Origin of the sequence: Desulfuribacillus alkaliarsenatis, assembly GCF_001730225.1 — a bacterium.
GTDB classification, from domain to species: Bacteria; Bacillota; Bacilli; order Desulfuribacillales; family Desulfuribacillaceae; genus Desulfuribacillus; species Desulfuribacillus alkaliarsenatis.
Window position 1 is genome coordinate 221,666 of record NZ_MIJE01000011.1, and the last position, 19,024, is coordinate 240,689.

General features: G+C 37.9%; 17 protein-coding genes. 13 read left to right on the forward strand and 4 right to left on the reverse strand.

Features of this window, described 5'->3' with window-relative positions; translation table 11 throughout:
* Positions 1 to 50 precede the first annotated feature (50 nt).
* The 5 genes from BHF68_RS06805 (at position 51) to BHF68_RS06825 (ending at position 4,523) form a co-directional block, all read left to right on the forward strand.
* Entirely contained in the window at positions 51 to 749 is a 699-nt protein-coding gene (locus tag BHF68_RS06805; RefSeq protein ID WP_069642884.1) for a response regulator transcription factor, read from the forward strand.
* 4 nt (positions 750 to 753) lie between these two features.
* On the forward strand, positions 754 to 2,157 hold the full coding sequence (locus BHF68_RS06810) for a sensor histidine kinase (protein WP_069642885.1): 1,404 nt from the start codon (positions 754 to 756) through the stop codon (positions 2,155 to 2,157).
* A 139-nt stretch (positions 2,158 to 2,296) separates the two neighbouring features.
* Positions 2,297 to 2,749 carry a hypothetical protein gene (locus BHF68_RS06815; RefSeq protein ID WP_069642886.1) on the forward strand — a complete coding sequence of 151 codons (453 nt, stop codon included), beginning with the start codon at positions 2,297 to 2,299 and terminating at the stop codon, positions 2,747 to 2,749.
* Positions 2,750 to 2,760: 11 nt separating this feature from the next.
* Positions 2,761 to 3,258, forward strand: coding sequence for a hypothetical protein (locus BHF68_RS06820; RefSeq protein ID WP_069642887.1), 498 nt, complete (start codon positions 2,761 to 2,763; stop codon positions 3,256 to 3,258).
* 14 nt (positions 3,259 to 3,272) lie between these two features.
* Complete coding sequence (locus BHF68_RS06825; RefSeq protein WP_069642888.1) at positions 3,273 to 4,523, forward strand: stalk domain-containing protein; 1,251 nt, start codon at positions 3,273 to 3,275, stop codon at positions 4,521 to 4,523.
* Between the two features lie 94 nt (positions 4,524 to 4,617).
* Here BHF68_RS06825 and cshA read toward each other — a convergent pair whose 3' ends face one another.
* On the reverse strand, positions 4,618 to 6,099 hold the full coding sequence (gene cshA / locus BHF68_RS06830; RefSeq protein ID WP_069642889.1) for a degradosome RNA helicase CshA: 1,482 nt from the start codon (positions 6,097 to 6,099) through the stop codon (positions 4,618 to 4,620).
* A 194-nt stretch (positions 6,100 to 6,293) separates the two neighbouring features.
* On the reverse strand, positions 6,294 to 6,491 hold the full coding sequence (gene cspD, locus BHF68_RS06835) for a cold-shock protein CspD (RefSeq protein ID WP_069642890.1): 198 nt from the start codon (positions 6,489 to 6,491) through the stop codon (positions 6,294 to 6,296).
* Between the two features lie 316 nt (positions 6,492 to 6,807).
* Between cspD and BHF68_RS06840 the strand changes: the two genes are divergently transcribed.
* On the forward strand, positions 6,808 to 8,328 hold the full coding sequence (locus BHF68_RS06840; RefSeq protein WP_245669646.1) for a hypothetical protein: 1,521 nt from the start codon (positions 6,808 to 6,810) through the stop codon (positions 8,326 to 8,328).
* A 71-nt stretch (positions 8,329 to 8,399) separates the two neighbouring features.
* The gene (gene purT, locus BHF68_RS06845; RefSeq protein ID WP_069642892.1) at positions 8,400 to 9,581 is read left to right on the forward strand and encodes a formate-dependent phosphoribosylglycinamide formyltransferase; all 1,182 of its coding nucleotides are present in this window, start codon (positions 8,400 to 8,402) and stop codon (positions 9,579 to 9,581) included.
* Between the two features lie 68 nt (positions 9,582 to 9,649).
* On the opposite strand, the gene BHF68_RS06850 is transcribed toward purT, so the two are convergent.
* On the reverse strand, positions 9,650 to 11,578 hold the full coding sequence (locus BHF68_RS06850) for a diguanylate cyclase (RefSeq protein WP_069642893.1): 1,929 nt from the start codon (positions 11,576 to 11,578) through the stop codon (positions 9,650 to 9,652).
* A gap of 202 nt (positions 11,579 to 11,780) precedes the next feature.
* On the opposite strand from BHF68_RS06850, the gene BHF68_RS06855 reads away from it, so the two are divergent.
* The 6 genes from BHF68_RS06855 to BHF68_RS06880 all read left to right on the forward strand — a co-directional run bounded on the left by BHF68_RS06855 (position 11,781) and on the right by BHF68_RS06880 (position 17,462).
* Entirely contained in the window at positions 11,781 to 12,794 is a 1,014-nt protein-coding gene (locus BHF68_RS06855; protein ID WP_069642894.1) for an ABC transporter ATP-binding protein, read from the forward strand.
* A gap of 11 nt (positions 12,795 to 12,805) precedes the next feature.
* Positions 12,806 to 13,654 carry an ABC transporter permease gene (locus tag BHF68_RS06860; RefSeq protein WP_069642980.1) on the forward strand — a complete coding sequence of 283 codons (849 nt, stop codon included), beginning with the start codon at positions 12,806 to 12,808 and terminating at the stop codon, positions 13,652 to 13,654.
* Entirely contained in the window at positions 13,651 to 14,433 is a 783-nt protein-coding gene (locus BHF68_RS06865; protein ID WP_084019264.1) for an ABC transporter permease, read from the forward strand. The genes BHF68_RS06860 and BHF68_RS06865 overlap by 4 nt, the downstream gene beginning before the upstream one ends.
* 93 nt (positions 14,434 to 14,526) lie before the next feature.
* Positions 14,527 to 15,570 (forward strand): polyamine ABC transporter substrate-binding protein, encoded by a 1,044-nt coding sequence (locus BHF68_RS06870; RefSeq protein ID WP_069642896.1) that lies wholly within the window; start codon positions 14,527 to 14,529, stop codon positions 15,568 to 15,570.
* Positions 15,571 to 15,644: 74 nt separating this feature from the next.
* Complete coding sequence (locus tag BHF68_RS06875; protein ID WP_069642897.1) at positions 15,645 to 16,880, forward strand: DUF2225 domain-containing protein; 1,236 nt, start codon at positions 15,645 to 15,647, stop codon at positions 16,878 to 16,880.
* Positions 16,881 to 16,928: 48 nt separating this feature from the next.
* Complete coding sequence (locus BHF68_RS06880; protein ID WP_069642898.1) at positions 16,929 to 17,462, forward strand: DUF6512 family protein; 534 nt, start codon at positions 16,929 to 16,931, stop codon at positions 17,460 to 17,462.
* A 118-nt stretch (positions 17,463 to 17,580) separates the two neighbouring features.
* On the opposite strand, the gene BHF68_RS06885 is transcribed toward BHF68_RS06880, so the two are convergent.
* Complete coding sequence (locus BHF68_RS06885) at positions 17,581 to 18,813, reverse strand: DUF6612 family protein (protein ID WP_069642899.1); 1,233 nt, start codon at positions 18,811 to 18,813, stop codon at positions 17,581 to 17,583.
* Between the last annotated feature and the right edge of the window lie 211 nt (positions 18,814 to 19,024).

Consider the following 19,024-nt stretch of genomic DNA (forward strand, 5'->3'; position numbering starts at 1 on the left):
CGATATAATTAAGATAACGTGAAAATTAATAAGTGTAAGGTGATGTATAAATGGATTATAAACTGTTGATTGTTGATGACGATTTGAATATTCATGAAGTACTTAGGCTATATCTCGAACGTGAAGGATATAGTCTAGTATTTGCAAGTGATGGTAGTCAAGGTTTAGATATGTTTCGTAAAGAAAGTCCAAATCTAGTGATTTTAGATATTATGCTACCAATAATTAATGGCTGGGAAGTATGTCAGTTAATCCGTAAAGATAGTGAAGTTCCTATTGTAATGCTGACGTCTAAGGATACTACTGAGGACAAGCTAATGGGTTTTGATTACGGTGCTGACGATTACGTAGTTAAACCCTTTGACCCCAAGGAAGTGGTAGCTAGGGTGAGAGCTTTGCTAAAACGTAGCAAAGTAACCAATGGTAATAAAATGCTAGATGCTAATATTATAATTGCAGGAGATATAAAAGCTAATCTTGCTACCTATGAAGTATTAGTTAATGACAAGCCTATAGAGCTAAAGCCGAAAGAGATTCAACTATTATTCTTTTTGCTGAAGAATCCTAAAACCGTTTTTTCAAGAGAGCAGTTACTTGATAAGGTTTGGGGTCATGAGTTCTACGGAGAAACAAGAACTGTTGATGTACATGTGAAAAGGCTGAGGGAAAAAATTGGTGATAACAATGGTGTAAACTTGAAGACGATTTGGGGAGTAGGCTATAAGTTAGAAATCGAAACAAAGGGGTAACAACATGTTTGGACTTTATAGGAAGCTACTAATCACATATCTATTAATACTAGCTGCTATAATAGCTATTTTATCGATGCTCGTATTTCAGTTTTTTAAAGCTGAGCTATTTGAGCGTAATCAAAATATGTTATTAGACGCAGGACAGTATATTAATACATTACTTGTTCAATATCAACGTGGTGACATAAATGAACAGGATTTAATTCGCTCAATTAACACAACTGGGCAAATTGCTAATGCTCGTATTATAGTAATTGAAGGCAGAGATTACTTGCGTAATCGTGAATATTTAAAAGAACAGATTAACCTTGATGATGATGAGCTGCTGCAAAACCTACAGGAAATCTACTATGGTAATACAGTTGTTAGCCATAGACAATATTCGGAAAGCCTCGATTCATATGTAACCGGAGTAGGGATGCCAGCAAAAATTGGTGGCGAAGTTATTGGAGCGATTATACTATTTACGCCAGTGGGTAAACTTGATCTTACTTTAGAAAAAGTCATAGATATGATTATAATAACTGCTATGGTTGCATTTGCGGTTGGCTTTATCTTGGTATTTTTCGTATCAAAGAGCATTTCAAAACCAATAATTGCAGTTAGTAATAGCGCACAGGAGCTAGCCGCTGGTAAGGACACGATGGATTTACAAGTCTCTAGTAACGATGAAATTGGTCAGCTTGTTAACTCGTTTAATGAAATGAAATGGCAATTGCAGCAGACGGAGAAAATGCGTCGTGAGCTAATAGCGGGAGTTTCCCATGAATTGAGGGCTCCATTAGCTGCTATTCGTGGATTTGTTCAAGGGATTTTAGATGGAGTAATAGATATAAAAGACCAGCAAAAATACTTAACTATCACGCTGCAAGAAATTAATAGGCTGACAAGGATTACAAATGACTTACTAGAGTTAGCGAAACTAGAGTCTGGCAATATTAGACTGAACAAAAAAGTAGTTAATATTCAGCGACTCACTAACGATGTAATAGAATTATTAAAAGACAAGATAATCCTTAAACAATTACATTTAAATATAAATAATAATAGAGAAATGCTAATGGAAATTGACGATGATCGTATTAGGCAGGTGGTTAGGAATATACTAGAGAATGCCATTAGATATACACCTGAAGGTGGAAAAATTGGAGTGCATGTGAAGGAAGAACTGTTTTCAATAAATATTATTATTGAAGATACGGGTATAGGAATTCCAGAGTCTGAACAACCATATATTTTTGATACATTCTATCGTGTAGAAAAATCTAGGAATCAAAGCCATGGGGGTATAGGTCTTGGGTTAGCTATTGCAAAAAATATCGTTAATTTACACAATGGCGAAATACAAGTTGAAAGCAAGTTGCATAATGGAACTACGATGATAGTGAAATTACCTAAAGCATAAAACTACCAAAGCGTAAACGGTTAAAGATTAATGTGGTTTTTGTTTACAAACTGTTTACAATTTGCTCATACCATAGAAACAAGTTCCCGTTACAATAATCTTAACAGGTTGCGAAAGGGGGCTGAAGGAGGGGAAAGGCTTGAAAAAGTTGTTGTTACTGAGTGTAACTATTATTTTGCTAGTAACCAGTACCGGTTGCGGAGTAACTAGGGATGGACAATTACAAAACAATAACGAGGCTGAAGCACAACAAGAGCAAGAAGCACCAAAAGCACCAAAAGCTAAAGAAGCGCAGCAAGAGCTGCAAGAACAGCATGAGCAGCAGATGAACACTGATAAAAACTCTATTGAATCTATAGAAACTAATCAACAAGAAACCAAAAGCAATACTCAAGAACAAAAGCAAGAAAACCCCCACGTTGTTAATCAGAACGATGAACAAGGGACAAACAAGAAGCTTATAATTCAATCGGAAAATCAGCTTGTAACAAGCTCTCAAGAAGTACTTGAGCAGCTTGAAAGTGAAATCGAACAATTACTAAAGTCGTTAGATGATATGGAAAAAATAATTACGGAGTCAGAAGCTGACTAGGAGGAGCGATGATGTTAAAAAAAAAACTTATATTGATATTATTAGCATTATGTATTGTCGTTTCCTCTAATTCAGCGTATGCTCGTAGTCATGTAGAAGAGCGGGTAATAGGTGCAGAAGCCGAAAACCGGTTAGTACAAATGAAAATTAGAGAAGTGCGCAGTCAGCAGACAGACCTGCTTCGTCAGCAAAACGAACTGCGTAGGAATTTAATGGAAACGCAACGACTAATTGAAGCTATGAGGAAGAGGCCAGAATCTATAACGGAAGAACAGGTTCGAATTATTAGAGAATTAGTTAGTCTAATGCAAGACAGTAGGCATTTACTAGAGCGTTCTAATGCTGAATTGCAAAGGCAATTAGCCGCCATCAATAGATTACATCGGTCTACGCAGGGCAGCAATACTATTGAACAATTAGACCAATTACTAGCGACCCAAAACCGAACAATACAGGCAATTACAAGAGTACGAACTGATATTAACAGCGTGAAAGCGATTATAAATTAAGAAGGAGCGTGACAATGATGAAAAACATTAAAAGAGTTGTTGTAATATCTACGGCTGCAATGTTAGCGCTTAGCAGTATTGCAATAGCAGATACTTCGAATAACCGAGCAACAAATCAAACAAATGAGAGACCTTCAGTAGAACGGCCTCAGATATTACCTCAAAATCAGCAAAATACAAATATCAGAGAGCAGTTGTCGATAGAGCAACAGTATCTTACTAAGATGGCAGAAGTTAGAGATATGGTGGCTAAAATTAGGAACAATGATAAAAAATCTGAGTACATCCAAAACGTACAAGCTGTTTACGATACACGGGATAGTTTTGAATCAAAAATAAAGCGCTTAAATCAAGTTGAGCGAGAGGTTAGGGCGATTTTGAGTAGCGAGCAACAACCGCAGCGCGAGCAGATTGAACCAAAACAGCCTAATGTAGCTGAGGAAAGAGATGTTCATCGTCTGTACCTAGCAGAAATGCAAAAACTCAGACAAATGATTACTAGCATCGGAGACCCGCAAATTAAAACGCGATTACTTAGAGAAGCGCAGGCAATTCATAATACAAGAGACTCCTTTGAGAATAAGATTACGAGAATCGCTGAGTTAGAAGAGCTGATTTACGATTTATACAGCCAAGAGGGTGAAAACGCGGTAGCATTCAAGCAGAAATTCGAGCGAGCTCAAGCTTTAACAAACCAGTTAGGTAGAGAAGGTGCGTTGGAATTACGCCAGCAGCTAGCTGAGAGACAGCAGCTGCTGCAAGCTCAGGAGCGTTTAGAGCAAGCTGAGAAACAGGCACTACGTGCGAGGGCAGTGCAAGAACGACTATTTATTAAAGGTAAAACGCTGAAGTATGATGTGCCGCCAGTAATTCGTGAAGGAAGAACATTGGTGCCTGTTAGGGCGATAACCGAAGGTCTTGGAGCAGAGGTACAGTGGGATCAAGAACTAAAGAAGATTACAATAACTAAAGACGGTAAAGAAATTATCCTATTTCTAGATAGCGCTGAAGTGATAGTAAACGGAGAGGCATATCAACTGGAAGTGCCAGCGCAGCTTACGAACAATAGAACCTTAGTTCCGCTTAGATTTGTTAGTGAGATATTAGGGGAAAGTGTCGATTATGAAGACCAAACAGGAGATATTGATATAGGTCTTGGGGACTTAGACGCCCTTGATTTATTAGATGAAGATGAAGAAGAGACTGAGCTTGATAAGCTGTTAGAAGAGCTTGAAGAAGAGCTTAAAGAAGAACTTGAAGAATAAATTACAACGAACTATCTGAATTTAATTTGAAATTAAAAAAGAAACAACAATTTCTTGCCTATGAGCAGGAAATTGTTGTTTCTTTATTTTGTATTTATTTTTTCTTATCTCTGTGTTTTTTTGCTGATCGGTCAGTGTACTTGCCTTTATCGCCTTTTTTGCCACCGTAGTTTTTATCGCTAAAGTTGCGGCTACGGCTGCCTTTGCCTCTGTTTGAAAAGCCACCCTGTTTGAAATCTTTTTTAGGTCCTTTCGCCCTTACTGGAGCTTCTCCAGTAAGCGTAACTGGTGTTGTATCAGGTTCTTTGATTAAAATCTTAAGTGCGGCAGAAACAACAGTTGTAGAATCGTAATCCTTTAGCAATTCTTCTGCTGACTCTCGGTAACTTTTGAAGTCACCAGATTCAATCATATCTAGCAGCTCATCCATTGCTTGGCGCTGTTTGCCTTCTATTACATCACTCATGCTTGGTACTGGATGTCGATCAATTTTACGCTTAGTAATATTCTCGATAGTTTTAAGGTGATATATTTCTCTAGGAGTGACAAAGGTAATAGCAAGTCCGCTTTTGCCAGCTCGTCCAGTACGGCCAACTCTGTGGACATAGCTTTCTGGATCCTGTGGGATGTCAAAGTTAAAGACATGGCTAACACCGCTAACATCAAGACCACGTGCTGCAACGTCAGTTGCTACAAGTACTTCGATGGTTTTTTCTTTAAACTTGCGTAAGACTTGCTCACGTTTAGACTGCGTCAAATCTCCATGAATACCTTCTGCATCGTATCCACGCTTACTCAAAGCTTCAGCTAATTCATCTACACGCCTTTTTGTACGGCCGAAGACAATTGCAAGCTCTGGCGAGTGGATATCTAATAGGCGACATAATGCATCGAATTTCTGTTTTTCTGGAAGCTCTATGTATTGTTGTTCGATGTTTGTTACAGTAACTTCTTTCGATTGAACTTTAATGCTCTCTGGATTATTCATGAAGCGCTGAGCTAAAGCCTGTATTTTCGGAGGCATTGTAGCTGAGAACAATAATGTTTGTCTTTCTTCAGGCAGCTCTTCCAGAATTTTTTCGATATCTTCAATGAAACCCATTTGTAGCATTTCGTCTGCTTCATCTAGTACGATTGTTTTTACAGCGTCTAAACGGATAGTGCGACGGCGAATATGGTCGAGTAATCGTCCAGGTGTACTCACGATGATGCTAGGATTGTTTTTTAAAGCGCGGATTTGCCTTTGGAAATCCTGTCCACCGTAAATAGGTACTGTCTTTACACCCTTGTATTGACCGAGCTTATTAAGCTCTTCAGCAACCTGCATAGCTAGTTCTCTCGTAGGAGCAACTACTAAGCACTGAACAGAATTGTTTTTGATATCACAAGTCTCTATCAAAGGTATACCGAATGCTGCTGTTTTTCCTGTTCCAGTTTGAGCCTGTCCAATTAAATCTGCGCCTTCTAAAGCCTTTGGAATTGTTTGTTCTTGGATTGGTGTTGCCATTTCAAAGCCCATATCTGAGATGGCTTTAATAACGTGATGGCTTAAACCTAAATCATAAAATGTAATCAATGTATCTAACTCCTTTTTTGTTTGTTTCTTAAATATAAGCATATCATTGTTTGTGTATTATAACTAATATTATTATGCTCATGAATGCAATAGAAATTCCATAAGTAATATCGATGTATTTATAATACGTATAAAAAGGCATTATTCCACTTGTAGAATAATGCCTTCATGTAATACGATGTTTAATTTATTAATTAAGCACGAACTACGTTTGCTGCTTGAGGTCCGCGGTTTCCATCAACGATGTCAAATGTAACTTCTTGACCTTCTTCAAGTGTTTTGAAACCTTCGCCTTGGATAGCTGAGAAGTGTACGAATACGTCGTCTCCACCTTCACGCTCGATAAATCCAAAACCTTTTTCTGCATTAAACCATTTTACTTTGCCAGTCATATTATTGGCCTCCTAATAAAAAGTATTCAAAAAGCATAAAATTGAAACATTTCTCTTGCTAAACCATCTTAATTTTTGTAGAGGCCGCAACAACTATATATCATCTATACTTTTCACCTGTTTAGGTTATCATATATTGATAATAAAAGCAAGAACTTTAAATGCAAAGTAAAAAGTATATTTTATAGTAGTGATATATTACCATATATGATACAGATGTGATATTATATATGATACAGGTAATAGATAGTGCGAAATTGTTAGATATTTAATTGTTGGCACTGTGTATAACAAATGAAAAGTTGTGGAGGTTATTATGGGACAGTTTGGAGGCTTAGAATTTTTAAATCATTTACTTATTACGTTGTTTCTTGTCATTACAATGATTCTGATTGCTCGCACAGCCGTAGCGGGCACAAGGTATTCACCAGTATTGATAATAGTAATCTTCGGCTTAGCGATGGGGTATATTTTACAGCTAAGTGGTATCGCTTCTCCTGGTTTAATTGAATTTCCTGTTATTGATTTGGTAAGTAAAATGACACTTGTAGCTCTGACGGTATCGTTCTTTGTCGGTGGTCAGGAGCTACGGAAAATTATTTCTAACATCGAAACTAAAGAGGATACATTAGTAAATCCATCTCAAGAAGAAATTATATTAGGCACAAAAAGTACACAGTTATTTTATATTGTACGTGCGTTTTTTGTAATGATGGGTATTGATGCGTTGTTTAGAATTACAGTTAACATCAATGACAGTTTAACGCTATACTATCCTTTGTTAGCGTATATAGGCATTGCTGGGGCTATGATATTTATTGACCACAAAGCAACGGTCAAAGATAAACCGTTATATATACGTAAAGGTGTAATAGAAATTCTAACAATTCTCGCTGTAGTTGTAATTTCGTTTTATTTTGCTCAATGGATTAGACCAGTTATAGCGCTGCCGCACATTTTCTTTGCAATGCTCCTATCAGCTGGTATCGGGGCGATTGCGCATAGCTGGATTCCAGGGCCAACGGTCAGGTCAATGCTATTCGCAGGTATACCGATTGTATTGGCGGCGAATTTTATGATTGGCGGATCACGAATAGCGGATGCTTTTCAATTGCCAGGTATGACAGATGTAATGCTATATGGATTTTTTGGTCAAATATTTTGGATGTTTGGCGGGATAAGCATTTTAATCTTTTTAGCTAAATCTAATCATGTGCGTAACATTGCCCCTGCGATGGCTGGGGGATTAAGTCATTCTGGTTTGACAGGAGCTTGTACTGCTGGGGACCTAGGTGGCAAAGCGGCCTCAAGGGCACCGATTATGATTAACATACCGTTTTTTGCCCATATATTTGTATTTTCTGTGTTAGCAATTAGTGCACAACAGGGTGAGCTAATGATTGGCTGGGCTCTGTTGATTGCCCTTGTCGGAATAGTTTTCACAGTTTTGGCGATCAGGACATTAAGAGCATCAGATTTGTCTGAAAGAAATGAAGTGAAAGGCTTAATGCAGTTCTCCCTAGGTTGGCAGCTAACGGCTATCTTTGGCGGATTATTACTTGTTAGCTTAGGTAACTTTTCTATTGATCATGCTGTTATGGCGCAAAGCTCTGCATTGTCGCATTTTGGTCTATTTGCAGCTATCCAAGGCGGTATGTTTGGTGATGAGGCTGCGTTGCTAATTCCTTTTATTTTTGCGATGCCATTTCTGGTTCATCCGTTTGTGTTTTGGATGTTTGGTAAAGCAATGGAGCGAGATGGACAAATGCCAGCGAAAACAGCCTTTGTTTTTGCTCTAATAGGCGTAGTGGGCGTAATTTACGCATTGGTAGGATAACAACCGAATGTTATTGAAGCAAATATATATTTAGTATATACTTTCGATAATAATAGTAAGGAGGTTGTTTGATGTACGGTGCACCGCTATCAAAACGAGCAAAGAAGATGATGCTATTAGGATCAGGGGAATTAGGTAAGGAAGTAATTATTGAGGCGCAGAGATTAGGAGTAGAAACAATAGCTGTTGACCGCTACGCAAATGCACCTGGGATGCAGGTAGCACATAGGTCTCATGTGATTGACATGCTTGATAGAGATGCCCTTATGGAGGTAATAAAGGCAGAACAGCCTGACATTATTGTGCCAGAGATAGAGGCTATTGCAACTGAGGTATTATTAGAGGTCGAGCAAGAGGGTTTCCATGTTGTGCCTACGGCTAGGGCAACGCGTTTGACGATGGATCGTGAGGGTATTCGGAGATTGGCTGCTGAAGAGCTGAAGCTACCAGTAGCTAGCTATAAATTTGCAGATAGCTTAGAGGAGCTAAAGCAAGCGGTAGAAGATATTGGGACACCATGCTTTATTAAGCCTGTCATGAGCTCATCTGGTAAAGGTCAAAGTGTATGTAAGGATTATAGTGAAGTAGAGAAATCCTGGGACATAGCTATGAAGGGTAGCCGTGGAAAAAGTACTAGGGTTATTGTCGAAGAGTTCATAGAGTTTGAATCAGAGATTACGTTGTTAACGGTGCGTTCGATTAGTGGTACGACCTTCTGTGCGCCAATAGGGCATGTGCAAAAAGATGGGGATTATATAGAATCCTGGCAGCCGCACAACATGGATGATTGGCAAATAGAGGAATCGAAACGGATTGCAAAGGTAGTAACAGATGAGCTAGGTGGCTATGGATTGTTCGGTGTTGAGTTGTTTATAGGAAAAGATAAGGTGTATTTCAGTGAAGTATCGCCGCGCCCCCATGATACGGGCATGGTAACCCTTGTTACCCAGGATTTATCTGAGTTCGCCCTGCACGTCAGAGCGATTCTTGGGTTTCCGATACCATCAATACAGCTACTTACACCTGGTGCCACTTATACTTTAAAGGCAGGTCGTGAGACAACTGATTTCTCCATCGAAAATATTGGAGATGCATTACAGTTTAATAACACGCAGGTTAGGGTTTTTGGTAAGCCAGAAACTAAGGTAGGAAGAAGGATGGCAGTGGCGTTAAGCACAGAACAAACTACAGAGCTTGCTAGAGAAACTGCGTCGAAGGCAGCAAAAAGCTTAAGAATAGACTACTATTCTTAAACATATTAAATTATTCATAAACGTATATAAAAAAGGCCTAAGGGGAGCATATCAGATTCCCTTAGGCTTTACTTTTGTTCATTTATATGAAAGACAGAATTACGGCCGTTTGCCTTTGCTTGATACATGGCTAAGTCGGCATCTTTTATAAAGTCTTCACTAGAATCGAGTGCGCTCGCTACTATTGTGTTAACTCCTATACTCACAGTAACGTAATCTGTAACTACTGAATAATCGTGTTTTAACCTTAAGTTTGCAATTTGCTTAAGGACTGTATTTGCTTTAGTGATAGCGCCTTTTTTATCAGTGTTTGGTAATAGTATGATAAACTCTTCTCCGCCATAGCGGGCTACGAAATCAGTAGTGCGTAATAAGCTAGAGACTAATGCACTGGCAATGTTTTTAAGGCATAAATCGCCTTGTATGTGACCATAATTATCGTTGTATTGCTTGAAGCAATCAATGTCGAGCATCATTAAAGATAGTGGTTCCTGCTCGCGAATTGAGCGGTTCCATTCACGCTCAAGCTGCTCATCAAATGCTTTTCGGTTAGGAATTTCCGTTAATGCGTCTATGCGTAACAGTTCTTCGAGTCTAGCGTTAACAATTTCTAGCTCCTCTGTTCTTTCGATAACCTTTTGTTCTAGTAATTCATTTAATCTTTGAATCTCTCCGTATACTATTTCGTTTTCCTCATGCTCAAGGCGGCTAATCTCTAAATTATAACGGAAGCAATTTTCTTTTTGTGTATACCCGTTGAAGACCGCTTTGGCAAATGAAGTACATGACTGATAGCCACATGAATAGCAGTTTACCTTCCTGGATTTTTCATGCATTTTGTACATGCTCTTAAAGACAGTATCTAATTGCTCGGGTGTAGGCTCTGTAACTTTAACGAGGTCTGATTTATCAGTATAGCTGCGCTTGAATGAATCAAGCTTTAATTCTTGATCGAATTTATTAAAAAGGTTGTATTTTGGTTTGCCAGATGTAGTTGGCTCTTCCCACTTTTCTAAGTGCATTTTCTTGATAGCCTTTATCTGAACATCAATATCATCTATTGGAATTGCTTTTTCTGTCCCCGTACCTATATTACAGCCATCTACACAATTTAAACAATCTACAAGCAATGGGGCCTGTTTGTTTTTTTTTAATCTGACGCTATAGTGGTCGAGATACTTGTATAAATGTCTTGCTCCCTCAATCTGCCGTATCCAAGCTCCTGGTTTATGATACTCGACATTCTCCCGCAGGCCACCAGGTTTAGAAAATACAACTCCAAGACCTGCATCGATATCGTCGAAATGAATTTCTTCATACTCGCTTAAGTTAACCTGATACTTCTCGAGATAGCTAGTGAGTTTTTTAAATGTAACGTTGTATTGAACCATATTGTTAGTATTTGCATCTCGTATCTCTGTTAATTTAGCAATACAAGGCGAGAGAAAAGCAATGCTGTCATTAATTTTCTTATACTCTTTTAGATAGGTAACGGTGCACATTAAAGGACTTTGGATAGCTGCAAGTTGATCTATGAGCTCAGGCTTATATTTCTCAATATAATTGACTACCACAGGACAGGGTTGGGCAATAACGGTTTCTAAATTTAATTCAGTCAGTTCTTTTATATAAGCCCATGTAGTTATATCGGCACCAAGGCTTACGTCATATATCAAACGAACGCCTTTGGCTTTTAGAAAACCAAACAGCCTATATAGGTTTGGGATATTAAATTTTGCTGAAGGGGCAACGGTAAGAGATATTTTTTCCCCCTTAGCTAAATCGGAGAAAAATCTTTCAGTATCATCGATGTAATCTCTGGCGTTATGGTTACAAGCTATGACGCACTCGCCGCAACCTATGCAGAGGTCATGGTTAACAGAATGAACTAACTTACCTTTGTATGATACAACGGTGTTTGCGAATTCAGTCGGACATACATTTATGCACTTATTGCAATTAACACAGCGTTCGTGATCAGTTAAAATAAGCTCCATCTGCACACCTCCATTTTGCAAAACATAGCAAATACATGGGAATAAATTACTATATATCTATTATATTGTACCATTTTTATTTCAATTTAACTATAATTATTAATAACTGTTATAGTGTTTTGTTGAATGCTATTTACAAAAGCTTTAATAGGTTTTATAGTATGCTTTGTAATGTATTTTATATATAGAAGGATGGTGTTCTATGCAAACAATCATCCGTTTAGAGGCGATTGAGAAGCAGTTTGATGGCGAGGTTGTAATTCATCCGTTGGATTTATCGATATATGAAGGTGAATTCTTGACGTTATTAGGGCCAAGTGGTTGTGGAAAGACAACACTACTTCGTATGGTAGCTGGGTTTGAGCAGCCTACGAGTGGTGAGATATACCTAGATGGAATACCCCAAAAGGGTAAAGCACCGTATGAACGGGATATGAATATGGTGTTTCAGCAATATGCTTTATTTCCGCATATGAATGTAGAAGATAATATATTATTTGGACTGAAAATTAAAAATGTACCAAAAGCCGAACAGGAAAAACGGCTTATAGAAGTGTTAAGTTATACTAAGCTAGCGAATTTTCGTAAACGCCGTCCAGCTCAGCTTTCTGGTGGACAACAACAGCGAGTGGCGATTGCTAGGGCAATTATTAATCGACCGAAGGTCTTGCTGTTAGACGAGCCATTAGGGGCGCTAGATTACCAACTACGGAAAAGTCTACAGCTAGACTTGAAAAATCTTCAGAAAACCTTAGGTATTACCTTCGTTTATGTTACCCATGATCAAGAAGAAGCATTGATGATGTCGGATCGGATTGTGATAGTTAACGAGGGGAAAATTGAGCAGATAGGTTCACCGCAGGATATTTATCGGAGTCCTAAAACAACATTTGCAGCTAAATTTATTGGTGAGAATAATTTTTTTCAGCAGGGTGATTTGAGGTTTTGTGTGCGACCTGAAGATATAACGATTGAACTGGCTAATAAAAATGAAAGATCAGATAATGACCTGCAAAAACACTTATTACATAAGAAGCAAGGGTTGGTTCAAGAAATTGTGTTTACAGGTAATGTCCACAAAATCTATGTCGTTCCGAAGGATGAAGCAGATAAGAAAATCATCGTATATGATTATCATAAAGGCAAAACAAGCTGGCAAAAGAATGATGAAGTAGTGCTTTCTTGGTCCCAGGAGGATGAGGTGATGCTAAATTGATAGCAGTACTTATGCGAATTAGAGGCAAATTGTTAGCGTTGCCTGGGCTTTTGTGGTTAGCTTTATTTTTTGCACTGCCGTTGATATTCATGCTGATTATTTCCTTTTATCAGCGAGGAGTTTATGGTCAGTTAATTGCTGAGTTTACGATGGAGAATTACATACGCTTTTTTGAGCCGTTGTATCTTAGGATTTTGTTTGACACCTTAGTTGTTTCAGTTGCGACAACTTTAGGGACGCTCTTGCTGGCGTATCCACTTGCCTACTATATAACCCGTCTACCTAGAGCGCAGCAAATGATTTGGTTAATACTTATAATGATTCCATTTTGGATCAATTTTTTAATTCGTTCGTATGCTTGGGTAATTATTTTACGTTCCCAGGGTGTGGTAAATACGACCTTGATTAATTTAGGTATTATAGATGTACCGTTGGCACTTCTATATAACTGGGGATCAGTGATGCTTGGTATGATTTATACACTGCTGCCTTTTATGGTGCTGCCATTATACGTTTCACTGGAGAAGCTTGATGTTAGAAAGCTTGAAGCTGCACATGACTTAGGTGCAAAACCATGGCAGGCTTTTTGGCACATAACCCTACCACTGACTAAACCTGGAATACTTATAGGGTCAGTTTTAGTATTCGTATCATCACTTGGTATGTTCGTGGTACCAGATATTATGGGCGGAGCTAAATCGATGCTCTTGGGCAACGTAATTCAAAACCAGTTTCTTTCAGCACGGGACTGGCCGTTTGGAGCGGCTATTTCCATAATAATGATGATTATGTCTGCACTACTAATTGCTTTGTATTATAAGGCGATGAAATGGGAAGAGCGTCTGGAGGGGACGAAATGAGGAGTTTAAGGGTCTTTTCCTATGGAATGATAATATTTATGTATTTGCCGATGCTCATCTTAGTCATATTTTCCTTCAATCAATCTAGAATAAATGCAGCCTGGACAGGATTTACCTTTGATTGGTACATATCGCTAATAAATAATCGTTATGTATTGGAGGCTTTGGGTAACAGCTTAATAGTTGCTGTATCAACAACTATAATAGCAACTATTTTTGGTACAATGGCGGCTTACGCCTTTTATAAGTATCGATTCCGTCTGCGATTTCTGTGGAAGGCCTTGATTTATCTACCGATGTTAATACCTGAACTGCTTATGGGGCTGTCGCTGTTAATTTTGTTTTCGCAGCTACAGATTCCCTTAGGTAAACTTACACTAATACTTGCACATGTGACATTTAGTATACCCTTTGTTTTTTTGATTGTTATGACTCGCCTAGAAGATATGGGCCGAGAGCTTGAGGAGGCAGCACAAGATTTAGGGGCAAGCCCTGCCCAGACATTTTTTAAAGTTACATTACCTGTGATTTCCCCAAGCATTATAGCTAGTATGCTGCTAGTGTTTACGTTATCATTAGATGATTTTATCATTAGCTTCTTTGTTGCAGGGCCTAACTCTACTACTCTACCAATATACATCTACGGGATGATTAAGAGGGGTATTACGCCAGAAGTAAACGCGCTTGCAACGTTGTTAATTCTAACTACTATAATTTTAGTAGTTACAGCAGAATTTATCCGTCGCAGAGGAAATAAGAACGCAAGGAGTATATATTGACACACCGTTGTATTAGGATAGGTATCATTTGATTACATAGCAATGAAATGTATATTAAGAAAATAATTAGAAAATAACAATATGAGGAGTTGGATGAAAGTGAAAAAATTAGCAGTCTATGCATTTGTATTAGTATTGTCAATAGCTTTAACAGTTGGGTGTTCATCATCTAAAGATACTTTGAATATTTATAGCTGGGCAGACAATTTTGATCCAGATGTAATTAGCGAATTCGAGAAGCGTTATGATGTACGTGTGAACTATGATGTGTTTTCTAGCAATGAAGAAATGCTAGCAAAATTGCAGGCTGGTGCCGCTCAATATGATTTAATTCAACCATCAGATTATATGGTCGAAATAATGATAGAGTTAGATATGCTGGCTGAGTTAAATCATAATAACATACCTAATAAGGATAATATTGTAGTGACGCTACAAAAGCCTCCTTTTGATCCAGAGAGTAGATACTCTATTATCTATACTTGGGGTGTTACAGGTATCGCCTATAACCCGAATTATGTAACTGGGCCAATCACGAGCTGGAATGATTTATGGAATGATGAATACCAAGGCCGCGTTGTTTTACTGAATGACCCTCGAGAAACTATTGGTATGGCTTTAATTAAGAATGGTTTTTCTAATAGTACACAGGATTTAAATGAGCTTGCTATAGCTGTAGAGGATTTAAAGACACTTCTGCCGAATGTATTAGCATTTGATACGGATACAATTAAGCAGAAATTTATTGCCGAAGAAGCTTGGATTGGAACTGTCTGGTCTGGAGATGCAGCATTTATATATGAAGAAAGTGAAAACGTAGAGTTTGTAGTGCCGAAGGAAGGCGCTACAGTTTGGGCTGATACCTTTGCCATTCCTAAGGGAGCAAAGAATCAAGAGCTAGCAGAGAAGTTTATTAACTTTATTATGGAGCCTGAGATAAGTGCTCAAAACTACGAATGGATTGGCTACAGTAACCCAAATCAAGCAGCTCATCAATACCATAGTGAAGAATACTTGACAAATGAAATGATATTCTTACCAGATTCGGTGCTTAATGTGACTGAATGGTTAGTTGATGTAGGTGAAACATTAAGGGATTATGATCGCTACTGGACGGAGCTAAGGGGCGGAAGGTAATAGCAGCAAGGGCAGCAGGGACAGCAAAAGCAGCAAGGACAGTAGGAATAGTAAGCCATAGGGTGGTGATGTTGGTGGATGTAAATAAACTACTACAGATTGGCAGATTGAAAAAGTGTTCAGCTGACGAAATTGTCTTTTATGAGAATGACCAAGGGGATGAGATGTACCTTGTGCTCCAAGGGTCAGTGGGAGTCTATAAGCATAATCTGGATGGATCTAGAATTGAATTGGCGGTACTTAGTGCAGGAGATTTCTTTGGCGAAATGTCATTAGTAGATAATCAGCCAAGGAGTGCTGATGTCCAGGCTTTAGAGGACGTAACATTGTTTGTCATTGATAATGAAAATTTAGAGAAAGTGGTAGCAACTTGTCCGGATTTAGCAGTTAAGATAATGAAGGGCATGAGCTTACGAATACGCAAGCTAAATGATAGCTATAGGGAACTATGGGACACTGCTAAAAGTCTTGAGGAAGAATCTTTAGAAGTAGATTCCACTGAACAGCGAATCGCACAAAAAATGGAGATGCTAAAGCAAAATCAAGGGTATCTTCAAGCTAAAGAAGAGCTTGCCGCTTCCGCCAAGGAGACGATTTCAAAAGAAATAGACTATGAACGTATATATGCTTCTAAGATGGATACAGAGTATCTTATAAAGTCAACTGTAGAATGCCCTGTGTGTGAACAAAATTTTGAAACAGACCGCATACGTAACACGTTATTAAAACAAGCAGGTGAGGATTGTGACTTCCGTGTGCGATATAAAGATTTTGAGCCTTATTGGTACAATATATGGGTATGTCCGCACTGTTTTTATGGGAATTTTGATCATGCATTTACAAAGGCTCATTATTTAAAAAAGAAAGAAATTGCAGGTCAAAAATATCAAATGCAATCAAAGTACTCAGTTCTAAAAAGTGGAACATTAACTTTAAAACAAGTAATAGCAAAATTTTTCCTCTGTCAGGATATATTTAATATGATTCCAAAGGAACGGTTACCATTTGCAAAGGTCTGGCTATATCTTTCTTGGATTTATGAAGATGCTGGGGATACGGAAATGTTTCAATTTGCTAACCAAATGGCGCTAGATGCATACATTGATTTTTATAGTAACGATACAGTCCAATTAGCACAAGGTCAAGAAATACGACTTTGCATGTTGATTGCGGAGTTATTTAAGAAACAGGGTAAAATTGATGAGGCAGTAAAATACCTGTACAAAGCTGTTCAGATGCGTACAGAGCCAAAGAGGGAACGGGAGCAAGCGTCTGAGCGCTTAATGGAATACAAAAACCTCAAGGAATGATTAGAAAACATATGTTAATTGAAATAAGTAAGTTAAGAGGAAATTAAGATGCTGACATTCACCTATATTATTATTAAATCGATAGTGTTTTTGTTTCTATATACTCTCTTTCATTTTGCGCATGACTATGTTCGTTGGCCAATATTTGCAATATCAGAATCTATCTGGGAGCATTTAAAGATTGCGTATTACGTGGCGATATTGCTTGCGGTGGGGGAGTTGTTTGTGGTATCAGTTATTTTAGATAATACGGTCTCTGTCACAAGTCTTTTGTTTACAAGACTTATTGGGGCTTTATTAGTCGTTCCAATTATCTTTTTGTTCTTTTATTTTATGTATGCAGCCTTTGGAGTTATTAAACATAAAGTAATTAAAGTTGTTTCTGTAGTAACTCTTACTTGGGCTGGTGGTCTGTGCGCGTACTATTTTGAAGTGCTAGCATTCCAGTACCCAATAGAACAGAATGCCTCACCTTTAATAATACTAGTAGTGCTGGCGCTAATGCTATTATTCCTGTTTGTAAGATTTACTAAGCACATACCCAAATATCCAGTGTTTGAGGAAGTAGTTATTAAGCGATAACCTACCATAGGTAATGTAAAATAAAACCCCACCAGTTGTGATACAAACAAGCAATTCTTGCTGCTCACAAAGCTAGTGGGGTTTATTCAGTTCAAGTTAGTTCGATTTTATTTATCTACTACTGAACTTCTGGTTCAAGAGATTCGAACAGCTGCATTTGCTGCTCCATGTATTCTTCTTGAGTAATTGCATCACTAACATCTGGCAATTCGATTTCTACTCCAAAGTCATACAAATGGTATACTCCACTCATGCTCATCAACATCGATTCAGGAGCATCCTCTTGTAGCCCATCCTCTTGTGAGAACATATCTGCAAGGGCTAAGCTCATAACCATATCATAGATTAAAAAGTCAGTCGTTAAAGTCTCTTTATTGATTAACGTTTGCTGATAAAAGTTCATGTTAATGTTTGCAAAAATTTCATCAATCATAACTGAAACTTCATCAGATTCTTCTGTTAAAAGCTCAGGTGGCATTAGGTCATCAAACATATCTTCCATAAGATTTCTAAAAGTGTCTGCACTTAATGTCGAGTTAACAACATAATATTCTATGCCATCGACTTCTACATCATCCCCAAAGGTGTAAAAGACACCGTACTTAGTCATAAGCTCAAGGTTTTGTTGCGGGGTCATCTGCAATAAATCATTAAAGGTATCGGACATCCCTAAATCTTCGATATTATTTACAATCCATTGTTCTTGCAGAGGCAGAATTCTTTGGTAAATAGCATTATCCTTCCAGACCATCTCTGTTACCATAGAAGTGTCCATACCCATTAATGCAAGCTCTTCTTCAGTAAGTCCCATTTCTTCAAAGTTAATAGGCATAGTCATGGTTTGTTTCATATACATAGCAAGTGGCTCTTGACTGAAGCTTCCTTCAATTGCTAAGGTCATCCCGTCGAATGGAAATGCATCAGCAGCATCGTTCCCTGAAATACTGATATCGATGGTACCGTCTCCAGCCATCCTATAAGTGTTATACTCCTTTAAGACTTCCTCGGCTTTTACTACTAAATCATTAGCAGTCCATCCATCATTAGTTTCCCGCCAGGAGATATCAATAACCTTAGATTGAGCATTCCATGTTACTGTAGCGCCCTGTCCTTCAAAAAAAGCTCTTAAAGGTACATAGTTATATTCATTTACCTCAAGCCCTGGAATCTTCTTTAAAGAGTCTACATTTATGTAGGTGATATCATCTTCTAGGTAAAAATCTGCATTGTAGGATTGACCATTAAAATTAATTTGAATCTGCTGTTCAGCAGCTAAACCCGTAGGCAAAGCTGTACCTAATATAAACATGAAAATCACACAAATGCTAACTACTTTTTTAGTAAATCTCATATTAATTTTTTTCCCCTCCTCATAATTTTATGGAATTATTCTTAATGCCTATGCGGGGTTATTATAACATAGACGAATGTACATATTAAGAATTTGAGTGTAATCACAAAAAAATTATAATAAATACATAATATATAATTGAAGGCAAAGCAAAGTAGTGGTAATATTAAAAAAATTCACTTAATTGTGAAAAATACGTTTATTAGTAGAG